Source organism: Hydrogenophaga sp. L310, assembly GCF_055703065.1.
Window position 1 is genome coordinate 1 of the sequence record NZ_JBVPZA010000031.1, and the last position, 15,817, is coordinate 15,817.

Annotated in this window: 15 protein-coding genes; 8 read left to right on the forward strand and 7 right to left on the reverse strand. The window is 64.9% G+C overall.

The features are described 5' to 3' along the window. Window positions 1–797 (forward strand): IS5 family transposase (locus AC0GNO_RS23390; RefSeq protein ID WP_472904386.1); only part of this gene is annotated, 797 nt, incomplete at its 5' end. A gap of 279 nt (window positions 798–1,076) precedes the next feature. Beyond that, window positions 1,077–1,331 (forward strand): HNH endonuclease, encoded by a 255-nt coding sequence (locus AC0GNO_RS23395; protein ID WP_472905723.1) that lies wholly within the window; start codon window positions 1,077–1,079, stop codon window positions 1,329–1,331. A 110-nt stretch (window positions 1,332–1,441) separates the two neighbouring features. Here the strand turns inward: AC0GNO_RS23395 and AC0GNO_RS23400 are convergent, their stop codons facing one another. The 7 genes from AC0GNO_RS23400 to AC0GNO_RS23430 form a co-directional block, all read right to left on the reverse strand. Further along, on the reverse strand, window positions 1,442–1,840 hold the full coding sequence (locus AC0GNO_RS23400) for a DUF2784 domain-containing protein (protein ID WP_472905713.1): 399 nt from the start codon (window positions 1,838–1,840) through the stop codon (window positions 1,442–1,444). A gap of 104 nt (window positions 1,841–1,944) precedes the next feature. After that, on the reverse strand, window positions 1,945–3,114 hold the full coding sequence (locus tag AC0GNO_RS23405) for an ABC transporter substrate-binding protein (RefSeq protein WP_472886952.1): 1,170 nt from the start codon (window positions 3,112–3,114) through the stop codon (window positions 1,945–1,947). Window positions 3,115–3,165: 51 nt separating this feature from the next. Then, window positions 3,166–5,022 carry an AMP-dependent synthetase/ligase gene (locus AC0GNO_RS23410; protein WP_472905714.1) on the reverse strand — a complete coding sequence of 619 codons (1,857 nt, stop codon included), beginning with the start codon at window positions 5,020–5,022 and terminating at the stop codon, window positions 3,166–3,168. A 120-nt stretch (window positions 5,023–5,142) separates the two neighbouring features. Next, window positions 5,143–5,931 (reverse strand): ABC transporter ATP-binding protein, encoded by a 789-nt coding sequence (locus tag AC0GNO_RS23415; RefSeq protein WP_472886954.1) that lies wholly within the window; start codon window positions 5,929–5,931, stop codon window positions 5,143–5,145. Between the two features lie 79 nt (window positions 5,932–6,010). Continuing rightward, entirely contained in the window at window positions 6,011–6,841 is an 831-nt protein-coding gene (locus AC0GNO_RS23420) for an ABC transporter ATP-binding protein (protein ID WP_472886955.1), read from the reverse strand. After that, window positions 6,838–7,914, reverse strand: coding sequence for a branched-chain amino acid ABC transporter permease (locus AC0GNO_RS23425; protein ID WP_472905715.1), 1,077 nt, complete (start codon window positions 7,912–7,914; stop codon window positions 6,838–6,840). The genes AC0GNO_RS23420 and AC0GNO_RS23425 overlap by 4 nt, the downstream gene beginning before the upstream one ends. Before the next feature lie 4 nt (window positions 7,915–7,918). Continuing rightward, window positions 7,919–8,794 carry a branched-chain amino acid ABC transporter permease gene (locus AC0GNO_RS23430; protein ID WP_472905716.1) on the reverse strand — a complete coding sequence of 292 codons (876 nt, stop codon included), beginning with the start codon at window positions 8,792–8,794 and terminating at the stop codon, window positions 7,919–7,921. Window positions 8,795–9,108: 314 nt separating this feature from the next. On the opposite strand from AC0GNO_RS23430, the gene AC0GNO_RS23435 reads away from it, so the two are divergent. The 6 genes from AC0GNO_RS23435 to AC0GNO_RS23460 all read left to right on the forward strand — a co-directional run. Beyond that, the gene (locus AC0GNO_RS23435) at window positions 9,109–9,843 is read left to right on the forward strand and encodes a type 1 glutamine amidotransferase (protein ID WP_472905717.1); all 735 of its coding nucleotides are present in this window, start codon (window positions 9,109–9,111) and stop codon (window positions 9,841–9,843) included. 134 nt (window positions 9,844–9,977) lie between these two features. Then, the gene (locus tag AC0GNO_RS23440; RefSeq protein ID WP_472905718.1) at window positions 9,978–10,412 is read left to right on the forward strand and encodes a PaaI family thioesterase; all 435 of its coding nucleotides are present in this window, start codon (window positions 9,978–9,980) and stop codon (window positions 10,410–10,412) included. Window positions 10,413–10,688: 276 nt separating this feature from the next. Beyond that, window positions 10,689–12,254 (forward strand): acyl-CoA synthetase, encoded by a 1,566-nt coding sequence (locus AC0GNO_RS23445; protein WP_472905719.1) that lies wholly within the window; start codon window positions 10,689–10,691, stop codon window positions 12,252–12,254. A gap of 50 nt (window positions 12,255–12,304) precedes the next feature. Then, window positions 12,305–13,444: an FAS1-like dehydratase domain-containing protein gene (locus AC0GNO_RS23450; RefSeq protein ID WP_472905720.1), complete on the forward strand. Its 1,140-nt coding sequence runs from the start codon at window positions 12,305–12,307 to the stop codon at window positions 13,442–13,444. 5 nt (window positions 13,445–13,449) lie between these two features. After that, entirely contained in the window at window positions 13,450–14,652 is a 1,203-nt protein-coding gene (locus AC0GNO_RS23455; protein WP_472905721.1) for a CaiB/BaiF CoA transferase family protein, read from the forward strand. Window positions 14,653–14,706: 54 nt separating this feature from the next. Continuing rightward, window positions 14,707–15,817, forward strand: a 1,111-nt coding sequence (locus AC0GNO_RS23460) for an IS1182 family transposase (RefSeq protein ID WP_472905722.1), incomplete at its 3' end; no start/stop codon positions are given.

A 15,817-nucleotide genomic window follows, 5' to 3' on the forward strand; every position in this document is an offset into this window, starting at 1 on the left:
TGCGCATTCATTTTTTGCAGCAGTGGTTCGGCCTGTCGGACCTGGCCATGGAAGAAGCCCTGTTCGAGACGCCGCTGTACCGTGAATTCGCTGGTCTCTCGGGCAGCGAGCGCATTCCGGATCGCGTGAGCATCCTGCGCTTTCGCCACCTGCTCGAAGAGCACCAACTCAGCCTGCAGATACTGGCCACCGTCAACAGCACGCTGGCCGCCAAAGGGCTGCTGCTCAAGAACGGCACAGCCATCGACGCCACGCTGATCGCAGCACCCAGCTCGACCAAGAACAGCAGCGGCGAGCGTGATCCTGAGATGCACCAAACGAAGAAGGGAAACCAATGGCACTTCGGCATGAAGGCGCACATTGGCGTGGATGCCGATTCGGGACTGGTGCACACGGTGGTGGGCACAGCGGCCAACGTCAACGATGTGACGCAGGCCGGCGCGCTGGTGCATGGTGAAGAGAGCGATGTGTTCGCTGACGCAGGCTACCAGGGTGTGGCCAAGCGCGAGGAGACGCAGGCGATCAATGCCAACTGGCACGTGGCCATGCGCCCGGGCAAACGCAAAGCGTTGGACAAGAGCACGCCCATGGGCGCGATCATGGACAAGCTCGAACATGTGAAGGCCAGCATCCGGGCCAAGGTGGAGCACCCGTTTCGGGTGATCAAGCGCCAGTTCGGGTTTGTGAAGGTGCGCTACCGCGGATTGGTCAAGAACACGGCGCAACTGCACACGCTGTTCGCACTTTCCAACTTGTGGATGGCGCGGCACCGGCTTTTGCAGAAGGCGCAGGGATGAGTGCGCCTGCAACGCGCCCATGGGCCTCGATGAGGCCCCGAAAGGCCGGTAAATCGACCTTTGAACGGTGGAAACTGATCGAAACGGGCACGGCGGTTTCATGTCGCGAGATCCATGCGCTCAACGCCCTTCACCGCTCCGGTTTTGAACATCATCCCTAGACGCGCTGAATTGGCGTTTGCTCCTTCAGTGGTTTCGCAGTCACCTTACCAGCGACGGTTTAGATCATGGACTCGGGCGCTTGAAGCGTTCGTCGAATGGGCAAATTCTGCGGACACAATGATCGCTCTCCCAAATGTGGCCGACGGACCCAAGAGTCGCACTGCGCGGGATCCTTCCTTGCGCCTCCGTTTTAAGGTCCTGCTCCGCGATAGATTTACTTGTTGCCGCTGTGGCAGAAGTCCAGCTACCACTCCTGGCACAGTGCTTCACGTTGACCACGATGAACCTTGGAGTGCCGGAGGAGCTACGGTGCTGGAAAATCTCAAAACGCTCTGCTCTCGCTGCAATATCGGCAAAAGCAATGTGCTCTGATGTTGTTCGACAAAATTGACGGGGAATGCTGGTGCAAAGGATAAACGCAGGTGATCGAGCACTTGGTGAACCCTCTGATCACCGCTGAACGTGCGTTTTTTTCCTGGTTTCTATCCCCGCGGCCGCACCCGCCACCAAGCCACCGCTACCAACACCGCAAACCCGGTGTAAGCCGCCTCAAACACCCACCAGGGCGCGTCCCAATACAGCAGGCGCGATAGCCAGTGTTCGATGAAGCCCTCGCGGTAGCCGCCCTGTCCGGCCAGGCGCCGCAGGTCCTGCTCCCACACGGTCAGCGGGCAGAGCTGGCCGAGCCAGGTCTGGGCGGCGATGTACACGATCAGCCCCAGGTGCGTGAAACGCAGGCCGCGGTGGTGCACCCAGCGCCAGCCCAGCGCGCCGCCGACGAGCACCAGCGGCAACAAGGCGACCACGAACAGCACCACGCCCACGTGCAGCGTGAGCAGGGCGTCGGCGAGCAGGCCGGCGGTGGTCGCGTTGATGCTCATGGATGGGGTGGTTCGTGGGCAGAAAAAAAGCCGCTCACGCACGGGGCGTGGCGGCTGTCACGCATGACCTGACAACGCAGGCGGCGTGGGATCTGTTGAGCGGTTTACTGCGAGATGTGCATGTATTCCGAGACCACTTTCCAGCGGTTCTCCTGCAGCTGCGACAGGCGCGTGGCGTTGCTGCCCAGGCGCTTGGTGGGGCTGAAGGTCATCTCGGCGCTGCCGAAGATGTCGGGCGGCACCTTCATGGTGTCCATGGCCTTGATGAAGCTGTCGGTGGTCAGGCTGGGGCCGGCCTTGCCGGCGGCCTTCAGGAAGGTGTCGACCAGGCTGTAGCCATAGACGGAGAACACGGTCGGGTCTTCGTTGAACTTGGTCTTGTACTTGTTGGCCCAGAAGCGGATCGGTTGCGAGGCTTCGTCGGTGTAGGGGTTCTGCACCGTCATGGTGGCGTACAGGCCGTTCATGGCCGGGCCGCCGAGCTTGTGGATCAGGTCGGTGTAGGCCGCGCTGGAGCCGATGAAGGTGGGGTTGAAGCCCAGGCGCTTGGCGGTGGCGATGCCGCCGATGGTCTCGCGGATGATGGTGCCGAGCACGACCATGTCGCACTGTTCGGAGGCCAGCTTCTGCATCTGCGAGGCGAAGTCGGTGGCGCCGCGCTTGTACGAGGTTTCCACGGCCAGCGTCATGCCGATGGACTTCAGGCCTTCTTCGGCGCCGCGCTTGACTTCGAGGCCGAACTCGTCGTCCTGGTACATGGTGCAGACCTTCTTGGCGCCCTTGTCCTTCACCAGCTTGGGCACGGCGATCTTCATCTGGTCGTAGTAGGTGGCGGCGAAGCTGTACTTGAGCTTGTGGAAAGGCTCATACATCTCGCGCGCGGCGGTGACCGGGAAGAAGTTGATCACGTTCTTCTGGAACTGCACCGGCATGGCGGCCATGTTCTGCGCGGTCCCGATGTGGCCGACCATGGCGAAGATCTTGTCCTGGTTGACCAGCTTCTGCGCGGCCAGCACGGCGCGGCGCGGGTCGTAGGCGGAGTCTTCCACCAGCAGCCGGATCTTGCGGCCGTTGACGCCGCCCTGCTCGTTGACTTCGTCCACGCGCAGCATCATGCCCAGGCGCACCTGCTTGCCGAACCCGGCGATGGGGCCCGACAGGTCCTGGATCGAGCCCAGCACGATTTCGTCCTTGCTCACGCCCTGCGACTGGGCGAACACGGCGCTGGAGGCCAGCACCAAGGCGGTGCCGAGCAGGGGAATTCGGGTTTTCATGGGCTTGTCTCCTTGGGGTGGTCGGGGTGGTGAGGGGTCGGTGGCCGGGTGTCAGCTGTACATGGCGTCGATCTGGTCCGCGTATTTCTGTTGCACCAGCTTGCGTTTGAGCTTCATGGTCGGGGTCAGCTCTTCGTCTTCGGCGCTGAGCTGGGTATCGAGCAGGAAAAACTTCTTGATCTGTTCCACGCGGGCAAACTTCTTGTTGACGCGGTCGATCTCGGCCTGGATCAGCGCCTGCACCTCGGGCGCGCGGGTGAGGCTGGCGTAGTTGGAAAACGGCACGTCGTTGTCTTGCGCATACTTCTCCACGTTCTCCTGGTCGATCATGATGATCACGGTGAGGTAGGCCCGCTGGTCACCGATCACCACCGCATCGGTCACGTAGGGCGAGAACTTCAGTTCGTTCTCCAGCTCGCTGGGCGTGATGTTCTTGCCCCCTGCGGTGATGATGATGTCTTTCATGCGGTCGGTGATGCGGAAAAACCCTTCCTCGTCGACCGTGCCCACGTCGCCGGTGTGCAGCCAGCCGTCTTTGTCGATGGTCTCGGCGGTTTTCTCGGGCAGGTTCAGGTAGCCCATGAACACGTTGGGGCCACGCACCAGGATCTCGCTGGTCTGCGGGTCCAGCCGCACCTCGTTGTAGCTGGCTGCCGGGCCGATCGAGCCGGGCTTGATGCGGTCCGCCGGGATGCCGGTGGAAGCGCCGCAGGTCTCGGTCATGCCCCAGACCTCCAGCATGGGCACGCCCAGCGCCAGGTACCAGCGCACCAGGTCGGGCGAAATGGGTGCAGCGCCCGTGACGAGGAAGCGCGCGCGGTGGATGCCGATGAGCTTGCGCACGTTGTCCAGCACCAGCAGGCGCGCCAGCTGGAACTGCAGGCGCAGGCTGCCGGGCACCGGTTGCCCGGCCATCACCCGGTCGGCCACGCGCTGGCCGACGCCGATGGCCCAGGCGTACGCGGCCTGCTGCAGCCGGCTGGCCTCCTTGAGCGTGATCATCACGCCCGAATAGAACTTCTCCCACACGCGCGGTACCGCGGTGAACACCGTGGGCGCGATCTCGCGCACGTTCTCCGGCACGGTCTCGGGGTTTTCGACGAAGTTGAGTTTCGCGCCGGTGTAGAGCGAAAAGTATTCGCCACCCATGCGCTCGGCGATGTGGCACAGCGGCAGGAAACACATGCACTCGTCGTGCTCGTCGCGTGCGATCAGCGTGTTGTAGCCGTGCACGGTGTAGACCAGACCCTGGTGGCTGTGCATCGCACCCTTGGGCTTGCCGGTGGTGCCCGAGGTGTAGACCAGGATGGCCAGGTCTTGCGGCCGGCAGGCGGCCACACGGGCCTCCATCTCGCCAGCGTGGGTCTGCGCATGCGCGCGACCCAGCTCGCGCAGGGCGTCGAGGCCGATGACCTGCGGATCGTCCAGCTCGTGCAGGCCTTCCATGTCGAAGACCACAATCTTCTTCAGCCGCGGCAGGTGCTGGCGCACCTCCAGTGCCTTGTCGAGCTGTTCGTCGTCTTCCACGAACAGCACGGTGGTGCCCGAGTCCTCGCAGAGGAACTGCACCTGCTCGGCCGCGTCGGTGGGGTAGATGCCGTTGGACACGCCGCCCGCGCTGAGCACCGCCAGATCGGCCAGCACCCATTCCACGGTGGTGTTGGAGAGCACGGACGCGGTCTCGTGGGGCGCAAAGCCCAGCGCCATCAGGCCGTGGGCGATCTCGCGCACCGCTTCCGCCGTCTGGTTCCAGGTCCAGCTGCGCCAGATGCCGAACTCTTTCTGCCGCATCCAGACGGTGGGGCCGCGTTTCTGCACCGCGTTCCAGAACATCGCGGGGATGGTGTCGCCGGACAGCACGACCTCGGTCTGAGGCTGGATGTGGGACAGATCCCAGAGGTAGCTCATGTCAACTTTTCTCCGGAGCGAAGTGCACGAACTCAGAACGCGGCGGAACCGGCTTTGCCGGGCCGCACCGCGTTGCCCCCTTGAGGGGGTAGCGCGAAGCGCTGCGGGGGTGTTCCAAAGTCATCTCCAGTTCTTCTTTTTCTTCCAGCGCCGGTCGGCCCGCACGCCCGCCTCTTTCATGCCGAGGTAGAACTCCTTGATGTCGTCCTTCTCGCGCAGGTGGGCGCAGGTGTCTTCCATCACGATGCGGCCGTTCTCCAGCACGTAGCCGTAGTCCGACGCGTTGAGCGCCATGTTGGCGTTCTGCTCCACCAGCAGGATGGTGGTGCCGCGCTCGCGGTTGATGCGCACGACGATCTCGAAGATCTCTTTGGTGAGCTTCGGGCTCAGGCCCAGGCTCGGTTCGTCGAGCAGGATCAGGTCGGGGTTGGCCATCAGGGCGCGGCTGATGGCCAGCATCTGCTGCTGGCCGCCCGAGAGCAGGCCCGCGTCCTGCAACGCGCGCTCGCGCAGGATGGGGAAATACCCGAACACCAGTTCCATGTCGCGCGCCACGCCGTCGCGGTCCTGGCGGGTGTAGGCGCCCATGAGCAGGTTGTCGCGCACCGAGAGCAGCGGGAACACCTCGCGCCCTTCGGGCACATGGCTCAGGCCCTGCTGCACGATGTGGGCCGGGTCCTGGGCCGTGATGTTCTCGCCCTTGAACTCGATGCTGCCCTTGCGCGGGTCGATGATGCCGCTGATGGTCTTGAGGATGGTGGTCTTGCCCGCGCCGTTGCTGCCCAGCACGGTGGCGATCTCGCTGCGCCGCACCTGCAGGCTCACGCCGCGGATCGCCTTGATCGGGCCGTAGGCGCTCTCGACGTTGAGCAGCTTGAGCACCGCGTTGTCGGTCACGGGCGCGGTCATAGACCCCCCCCGCTTGTCGCTGCGCGTACTGCGCTGCCCCCCAGGGGGGCTTGCGAACCTTGGGGCGGCCCGGCGGTTCTCATGCTGTCGTCCCCACATGGTTTTCCCGCCGCAGGCTGGACACGTCGTCCACCGTGCCGAGGTAGGCCTCGATCACGCCGGGGTGGTCCTGCACCTCGGCCGGCGTGCCGGTGACCAGCTCTTCGCCCATGCTCATGGCGAGCACCCGATCCGAGACCTTGGACACCAGCGACATGTCGTGTTCGACCATCAGCACCGTGATGCCCAGATCGTTCTTGATGTCGGCGATCCAGAACGCCATGTCCTCGGTCTCCTCCACGTTCAGCCCGGAGGACGGCTCGTCGAGCAGCAGCAGCTTCGGTTCGGTGCACAGCGCGCGCGCCAGCTCCACCACCTTGCGCACGCCGTAGGGCAGGCCGGCGATCAGCGATTCGCGGTGGTGCTGCAGGTTCAGGAAGTCGATCACCTGCTCGACCTTTGCGCGCGCCTCGATTTCGGCGGCGCGGGTCTTGCCGGTGAAGAGGATCTCGCTCCACAGGCCGGTCTTGCGGTGGGTGTGGCGCCCGATCAGCAGGTTCTGCAGCACCGTGGCGTGTTCGAACAGCTCGATGTTCTGGAAGGTGCGCGCGATGCCCAGGCCCGCGATGCGGTGCGGGGGCTGCTCGGTGAGTTTGAGCATGCCGTCCGGGCCGGCGTAGTCGATGCTGCCGGTGGTGGGCGTGTAGATGCGGCTGATCAGGTTGAACACCGTCGTCTTGCCAGCGCCGTTGGGGCCGATCAGCGTGAACACCTCGCCGCGCTTCACATCGAAGCTCACGTTGTTCACCGCCAGCACGCCGCCGAAGCGCACGCTGAGGTTCTGGGCCGAGAGAAGGATGTCGTCGGTCATTTCAGTCTGTCCGATTTCTGGAAGGTCTTCTGGCGCTTGAACATGCCGCGCCGGTAGAACGGGAACAGCTGGATGTAGGCGCGCACCTTGAGCCAGCGCCCGTACAGGCCCATGGGCTCGAACAGCACGAAGGCGATCAGCACCAGGCCATACACGGTGCCCTGCAGGCCGGCGGCCTGGCCGATGGCGTCGGGCAGGTAGTCCTTGCCGAGAGCGATGAGCTGCGGCATGACGATGAGGAAGATCGCACCGAGGAAGGCGCCGTGGATCGAGCCCAGACCGCCGATCACCACCATCAGCAGCAGGTCGATCGACTGGATGATGCTGAACTGTTCGGGCGAGAGGAACTGGATCTTGTGCGCATAAAGTGCCCCGCCGATGCCGGCCAGCGCCGCCGACAGGGCGAAGGAGAGGGTCTTGTAGCGCGCGAGGTGGATGCCCATGCTCTGCGCCGAGATCTCCGAATCGCGGATCGCCACAAACGCGCGGCCGGTGGAGGATCGCATGAGGTTGACGATGGCCAGCGTGGCGAGCACCGTGACCACGAGGCAGAGAAAGTAGAACTCGTTGGTGGAATCCAGCTCCCAGCCGAACATCGAGGGCGGCATCACCGACAGGCCCGAGTTGCCGCCCGTCACGCTTTCCCAGCGTGCCATGCCTTCTTCGACGATGAAGCCGAATGCCAGCGTGGCCATGCCGAGGTAGATGCCCTTGACGCGCAGCGCCGGCAAGCCCACCACCATGCCCACCGCCGCGGCCAGCAGGCCCGCGCAGGCCATGGCGATCGGGAAGGGCACGCCGGCGTTGACCATCACCGTCTCGGTGTAGGCGCCGACGCCGAGAAAGGCCGCGTGGCCGAGCGAGAACAGGCCGGTGAAGCCCGCCAGCAGCATCAGCCCCAGACCCACCACGGCGTAGATCAGCACGAAGGTGAGCTGCGCCAGCCAGTACTCTTCGATCACCCAGGGCGCCATCAGCAGGAACAGGCCCAGCAGGCCGTACCAGAACACATGCCCGCCGTGTTTGGCGAGCCGGATGTCCTGGTTGTAGTCGGTCTTGAAAATGAAACGCATCTGTTCAGACCTTTTTTCGGAGCGTTTCACCGAACAGGCCGTTGGGTTTCAGCACCAGCATGATCAGCACCACGATGTAGGGCGCGATGTCCTTGAATCCTTCGGGCAGGTAGAAGCCCGAGAGCGACTCGACGATGCCGATGATCAGCCCGCCGACGATGGCGCCGGGCAGGCTGCCGAAACCGCCCACCACCGCCGCCGGAAAGGCCTTCAGGCCGATGAAGCCCATGTTGGCGTGCACGAAGGTGATGGGGGCGAGCAGCAGGCCGGCGAAGGCCGCCACGCCAGCGGCCAGACCCCAGACCAGGCCGTTGAGCCGTTTGACCGGGATGCCCATGTAGTAGGCCGCCAGCTGGTTTTGCGATGCGGCCTGCATGGCGAGGCCCAGCCTGGAATAACGGAACATGGCGAACAGCCCGGCGCACAGCAGGCCGGTGACGGCAATGACGACGATCTGTTCGGCCGATACCACCAGCGTGCCCAGGCGCAGCACTTCACCCGCATACGGCACCGGCAGTGTGTGCGTGTCGGTGCCGATGTTGGGGATCATGGTGATCACGCCGCGCAGCACATAGCCCACGCCGATGGTCAGCATCACGATGGAAAAAGCGGGCTGGCCGAGGATGGGCCGGATCACCAGGCGTTCCAGCGCCACGCCGAAAGCGCCCATGCCGATCACCGCCGCCGGCACCGACAGCCAGAACGGAAAGCCCAGCAGCGTCATGGTGAGCAGACCGCCGAAGGCGCCCACCATCATCAGGTCGCCCTGGGCAAAGCTCACCGTTTCGGTGGCCTTGTAGATCAGCACGAACCCCAGGGCGATGAGTCCGTAGATACAGCCCTGGGCCACACCGCTGATGAGCAGTTGCAGCAGTTGCACGCGGTTCTCCTGTGAGGTCGGATGCCTTTGTCGTCCCGGCCGCTGCAGCAGGCTTTGAGACACGTCTACCCGACGGTGTGCGCTGTTTATAGCTGCCTTGTTTGTGGGCGTTGCTAGGGGTTGACCCGGGCCACAGTCGCGCAGGCGCCATGTCTTGCACTGCAGCATCGGGTTGGTGAGGACATGCATACCCCTGAGCCGGGGCGTCACACGCGTCGCACGGGGATGGGGCACCGCGGCAGCACCGGAGAGGCCCCGGTCGCACCGCGCCAAATGGACCCGCACCGGCCGCAGCGGGTGCCCATCATGGGCGCATGCATGTTTCTCCGAACGATGGCACCGAGGTGCTGGTGCTGCAGCACCTGAACGACGACGGCCCGGGCTACCTCGGCCAATGGCTCGACGAACAGGGTGTGCGCTGGCAGGTGCGCTGCACCGAAGCCGGCGACGCCTATCCGGCGTCGGTGATGGGCTTCAAGGGGCTGGCTGTGCTGGGCGGCGCCTGGAGCGCCAACGATGACCGCCCTTCGCTGCGCCTGGCCGAAGCGCTGATCCGTGAAGCCGACGCGCTGGGCATTCCCGTCATCGGCCACTGCCTGGGTGGCCAGCTCATCGCGCGCGCGTTTGGCGGGCGGGTGCAGACACTGGCGCAACCCGAGATCGGCTGGCTGCCGATGCGCCACAACGGCAGCGAGACCGCCCGCGCCTGGCTGGGCGATGAAGCCGAGGCCACGGCCTGCCAGTGGCACCACGACAGCTTTGTCGAACTGCCGTCGGGTGCCGAGCTGATCGCCAGTTCGCCGGCCTGCGCCCACCAGGCCTTTGCCCTGCGGCAGCACCTCGCGATGCAGTTCCACGTCGAGATCACGCCGCAGAAGATCAGCGACTGGATGGCGCACCCCGGCGAAGCATATCCGGCAGCGTTGCTGCTGCACCCGGGCAGTGTGCAGGGCGCTGAGGCCATCGCCGAGGGGACTGAGCGCCACCAGAGCGGCAGCGAGGCTCTGGCCGGCCGGATTTATGCGGAATGGCGAACGCGCTGGCGCTGAAAAGTCCACCCGGAACGGGTTCTTCGCTGGCCAGATTCGTATTGAAGAATTTGCTTCAGTACAATTTCATTGCCTTAGAGCACTCCTGATCGCGCTGCGATCACACCGTTCCACGCCGTCATGAAGAGGGTCACATGCTGAATCCGGAACTGCTTGATCGCTTGCGGGCGCAAGGCTGGAAGCCCCGCCAACTGGGTGGTTTCATGGGGCATGCCGGACCCTTGTGGACCTGCCGAGAGGGGGCCGGCTGGGTGTATGGCCTGCTTGCCGAAGACCAGCATCTGAATCCCGCCAGGGTGGTACACGGTGGCGCCTTGACCACGTTGATCGATCACGTGCTGAGCACGGTCGCCTGGGAGGCGTGCGACCGCATGCCGTGCGTGACCGTGCAGCTTGACACGCACTTTATGGCCGAGGTCCGGGCAGGGCAGTTTGCCCAGGCCCGGGCGAACATCACGGCGCGCACCAGCAGCCTGGTCTTCATGGAGGGGCTGGTGCAGGTCGATGACCGCCCCGTGCTCGCAGCCCGCGCCATCATGAAAGTGCTGCGGCCCGCACCCGCCCGGTGAGCTTTCGTGGCCCTCGGCCACGTTGAAGCGGACGCGCCAGATGCCTGGGGCTCCACGCCCATGCCCCTCGTCCTTCGCGCTTCTTACGAATCCGCCCGGTTCGATTTTCTTCCCATCTGATGCGGTTTGATCCCTGATGAAGTCCGTCGTTGACGGTGTCTCTCTTCGTCCATTTTTTGTCTTTTTCATAATTGTCTATATACAAAACAATGTGCCATTTTACAAAAGCAGAAAACACGACAAGAATTCATCCACACCAGACGAACGACACACATCATGAAAAAACTGACCGACTACACCAGCTACGCCGACGCCCAGGCCCACTTCTCCAGCGACAGGTTGTGGGAGCTGTTTGATGGCAATCGCGAACACCTGAACATGGCGCACGAGTGCGTGGACCGGTACGCCGATTCGGGCCGCGAGGCGCTGATCGTGGTGCACGCCGAAGGTCCCGACGAGGTCATCACCTTCGAAGAACTGGCCGCGGATTCCTCGCGCTTCGCGCACCACCTGGTGTCGCAGGGCATTCAGCCCGGCCAGCGCGTGGCGATCATGCTGGAGCCCTCGCGGGCTTTCTACGTCGCCATGTTCGGCGTCATCAAGAGCGGCGCGATCGCGGTGCCGCTGTTCACGCTGTTCGGTCCCGACGGCATCCGGCTGCGTGTCAACGACTGCCAGCCGGCGCTGCTGGTCACGAACGACGAGAAGCAAGAGGTGGCCAGGTCCATCGTTGGCGATGCTGGTGTGCTGGTCTTCAACGCCGACTTCCTGTCGTCCATCCAGCACCTGCCATCGACTTTCGAAGTGAAGACGCGGGCCGACGACCTGGCGGTGTTCCAGTACACCTCGGGCACCACCCGCGAACTGCCCGACGCCGTCAAGCATTCGCACCGCGCCCTGGTCACCCTGATGGTGGCGGCGCTGTACGGCACCGGTCTGCGCCCGGGTGACCGCTTCTTCTGCCCTTCGTCACCCGCCTGGGGTCACGGGCTGTGGCACGGAACGCTGGCACCGCTGGCCCTGGGCCTGACGGTCGGTGCCTACAGCGGGCGCTTCAGGCCCGAGCGGCTGCTGCAGGCGCTCTCGGAACACCGCTTCACGAACATGTCGGCCGCGGCCACGCACTACCGCATGATGAAGAACAGCGGCGTCGCCGACCGCTACAGCTACGCCTTCGAGAAGCTGTCGTTCACCGGTGAGCCCATCGACGACGAGACCGCGAACTTTGTGCACCAGACCTTCGGCCTGGAGGTCTGCAGCATGTACGGCACCACCGAAATCGGCGTGGTGCTGGCCAGCTATCCCGGTGCGCCGGATTTCCGGGTCCAGCGGGGCTCCCTGGGCAAGCCCGTCCCGGGCACGCGGGTCGAGGTGCACGACGCCGACGGCCAGCTGTGTCCCGTCGGCACCACCGGGCAATTGATGGTCCAGCGCCGTGGCCAGTGGATTCCCACCAAGGACCTGGGTCGCATCGACAGCGCGGGCTATTTCCACCACGGTGGCCGGGCCGATGACGTGATCATCTCGGCCGGCTGGACCATGAGCGCGGTCGAGATCGAGAACGTGATCCTCATGCACCCCGATGTGCTGGAGGCGGCCGCCATCGGCGTGCCCGACGCCGTGCGCGGACAGGTGGTCAAGGCTTTTGTCGTGAGCGCCCGGCCCGAGTCCGAGGCCTTCACCGAAGAGATCCAGGACCTGGTCCGCCACAAGCTGAGCCAGCACGAATACCCGCGCCACGTGGCCGTCGTGCCCGAGCTGCCCAAGACCCCCGCCGGAAAAGTGCACCGCAAGAAGCTGCGCGAGCAGGAACTCGCCGCCGCAGTTGCGACGGCGGCCTGATTCCCAACCCCATTCGTTCACCCATTCACCCAACCACCCCAGGAGACAACATGTCCAGTACCGAACCCCGCCAGTTTCCCAAGATCACCGAAAGCGGCCTCGACGAATTGCGCGAGCGCATCGGCGTCAAGATCGGCCACACCGTCGAACCCTGGTGCCATGAGGCCACGCGCGACAACATCCGCCATTACGCCCACGGCATCGGCGACGACAACCCGCTCTGGTGCGACCCCGACTACGCGGCCAAGAGCCCATACGGCGGCATCGTGGCGCTGCCCAGCTTCCTGTTTTCGACCAGCCGCATCGTCTCGGGCTACGTCGGTGGTCTGCCGGGCGTGCACGCCATGTGGTCGGGCGCCGACTGGACCTGGCACAAGCCGGTGCACCGCAACGACGAGATCCACACCGAGGCCCATCTCAAGAGCCTGGTTGAACACCAGACCCGCTTCGCCGGCCGCGCCGTGCAGCAGACCTACCACGTGGACTTCTTCAACCAGTCCGGTGACAAGGTGGCCGAGGCCGACAGCTGGTGCTTCCGCACCGAGCGCGACCACGCCCGCGAGCAGGGCACCAAGTACACCGAGGCCCGGTCGAGCGCGCCGCGCCGTTACACCGATGAAGAGCTGGGCGAGGCCTACCAGCTGTACCGCGACGAAGAAATCCGCGGTGCCACGCCGCGCTACTGGGAAGATGTCAAGGAAGGCGAAGCCCTGCCCGTGATGTTCAAGGGCCCGATGACGGTCACCGGTTTCATCGCCTACGCCCAGGGTTGGGGCGGTCTGTACATCCGCGCCAACAAGCTGGCCTGGAAGCTCATCGACCAGCACCCGGGCGTCGGCATCAAGAACCGCTTCGGCATCCCCGACTGCCCGGAGCGTGTGCACTGGGAAGAAGACTTCGCCCTCGAAGTGGGCGCACCCGGTGCCTACGACTACGGTCCGGAGCGCACCTCTTGGCTCACCCACCAGCTCACCAACTGGATCGGTGATGCCGGCTTCCTGCACAAGGCCAGCTGCAAGATCCGCCGCCACAACCCCGAAGGCGACATGCTGTTCATCAAGGCCAAGGTCAAGCGCAAGTTCATCGAGAACGGCCAGCACATGGTCGAAATCGAGCAGGAAGCCCGCAACCAGAACGACGAGCTGTCGGTGGTGGGCAGCGGCATCGTCATCCTGCCTTCCAAAGGCTGAATGCCATGACCACAACCGCCAGTGGCGCACTGAAAGGCGTGAAGGTGATTGACCTCACGCGGGTGCTGGCGGGACCGCTGTGCACCCAGATGCTGGCGGATCACGGTGCCCAGGTGATCAAGGTCGAGCCGCCTTCGGGCGACGAGACCCGGGGCCTCGGGCCGCCGTTCGACGGCGACGGCAACGCGGCGTATTTCCTCGCGCTCAACCGGGGCAAACAGGCCATCAGCCTGGATTTGTCAAAGCCGGAGGCGCAGGAAGTGCTCCACCGCCTGCTGGCCGACGCGGATGTGCTGGTCGAAAACTTCCTGCCGGGCACCCTGGAGCGCTGGGGGCTGGGCTTTGAGCAGACGCTGGCGGCCCGCTACCCCCGCCTCATCCACTGCAGCATCACCGGCTTCGGCAACGACGGTCCGCTCGGCGGGCTGCCGGGTTACGACGCCGTGCTGCAGGCCCTGTGCGGCCTGATGAGCATCAACGGCGACGAGTGCAGCGGCACCACGCGGGTGGGCATGCCGATCGTGGACCACCTCACCGGCTACGTGGCCCTGACCGGCATCCTCATGGCGCTGGTGGCGCGCCAGGCCAGCGGAAAAGGGCAGCGGCTGGAGGCCACCCTGTACGACACCGCGCTCAGCCTGCTGCTGCCGCACGCGTCCAACTGGTTCGCGTCGAAGGACTCGCCGCGGCTGCTGGGCAGTGCACACCCGAACATCGCGCCCTACGACAAGTTCAGGGCGCAGGACGGGGAGCTGTTCATCGGCATCCTGAACGACGCGCAGTTCCGTCGCCTGGGCGTCTGCCTGGGACTGGACCAGCTGCTGGAGGACGAGCGCTTTGCCTCCAACAGCCAGCGCGTGGCCAACCGCGCGGCGTTGAAGGCCGTGATTGAAGCGGCCATCCAGGACCGGGCTTGCGAGTCCTTGTGCGAAACGCTGATGCGCTCGGGCGTGCCGGCCGGCGCGGTGAATTCGGTGCCGCAGGCTCTGGCGCATGCGCACTGCGAACACCGCGACATCGTCGTTCGCCGCGGGAACTACACCGGCCTGCGATCTCCCATGAGGCTGCTCGGAACCCCGGGCGCTCCGGGCGTGCGCCCCCCTGGCTTTGCCCAGGACACCGAAACCATCCTGGCCGGGCTTGGCTATGCAAAGGAAGACCGCCAACGATTACGAGAAATGGGTGCCGCCCCCGGGCCCAGAAGCTAGGAGGCTGCGCGGCAGAAGCGCCATGAGGTTTCGAAGGCTTGGTAAATTGTGGGCATGGCCGCAAGTTACCTCCCCTACGAACCCCAACAGCAGCGACTGCTGCCCGACGCACTGCAAGACTGGCTGCCCGAAGGGCACCTGGCGTACTTCATCAGTGACAGCGTCGACAGCCTGGACCTGAGCGCGTTTCACGCCCGGTACGCCAAGGGCGGTCCGCGCAATCAACCGTTTCACCCGGCCATGATGGTCAAGGTCTTGATCTATGGCTACGCCACGGGTACCTTCAGCTCGCGCAAGCTGGCGGCCAAACTGCACGAAGACGTGGCACTGCGTGTGCTGGCGGCAGAGAACTACCCGGCGCACCGCACGCTGTCGGACTTTCGGGCACTGCACCTGCAAGAACTCTCGGCCTTGTTCGTGCAGGTCGTTCGCCTGGCGCGCGAGTGCGGCCTGGTCAAACTGGGCACCGTGGCGGTGGACGGCACCAAGCTCAAGGCCAATGCGAGCCGTCACAAGGCCATGAGCTACGAGCGCATGCTCAAGGCCGAGGCCGAACTCAAGGCGCAGATCGACGGGCTGCTCAACCGAGCGAAGGCGGCCGACGATCTGGAGAAGAACGAGCCCGACATCGACATCCCCAGCGAGATCAAGCGCCGGGCCGACCGGCTGGCCGCGATCACGGCGGCCAAGCTGCGGCTGGAGCAACGCCAGAGGCAAGCTGATGCGGCCCGTGGGCGCAGCCAGGACGACCAGCGCAAACCTCGGGACAAGAATGGAAAACCCAAGGGCGGGCGCTACAAGCGCGACTTCGGTGTTCCCAAAGACAGCGCCCAGGAGAGCTTCACCGACACGGACAGCCGCATCATGAAGCGCGCCGGTGGTGGCTATGACTACAGCTACAACGCGCACACCGCGGTGGACGAGACCGCGCAGATCGTGGTGGCGGCTGAACTCAGCAACAACGCTGCCGACAACGACCGCCTGCCCGTGTTGCTGGCGGCGGTGAAGGCCACCCTGGGCGATGACGCCAAGCAGGTGCTGGCCGATGCGGGGTTCCGCTGTGAGGCGGTGTTTGAGCAACTCAAGGGCAGCCCGAGCGAGTTGATCGTGGCGCTGGGCCGCGAGGGCAAGCAGGACCTTGAGATCGACGCCCAGAAGTACCCGC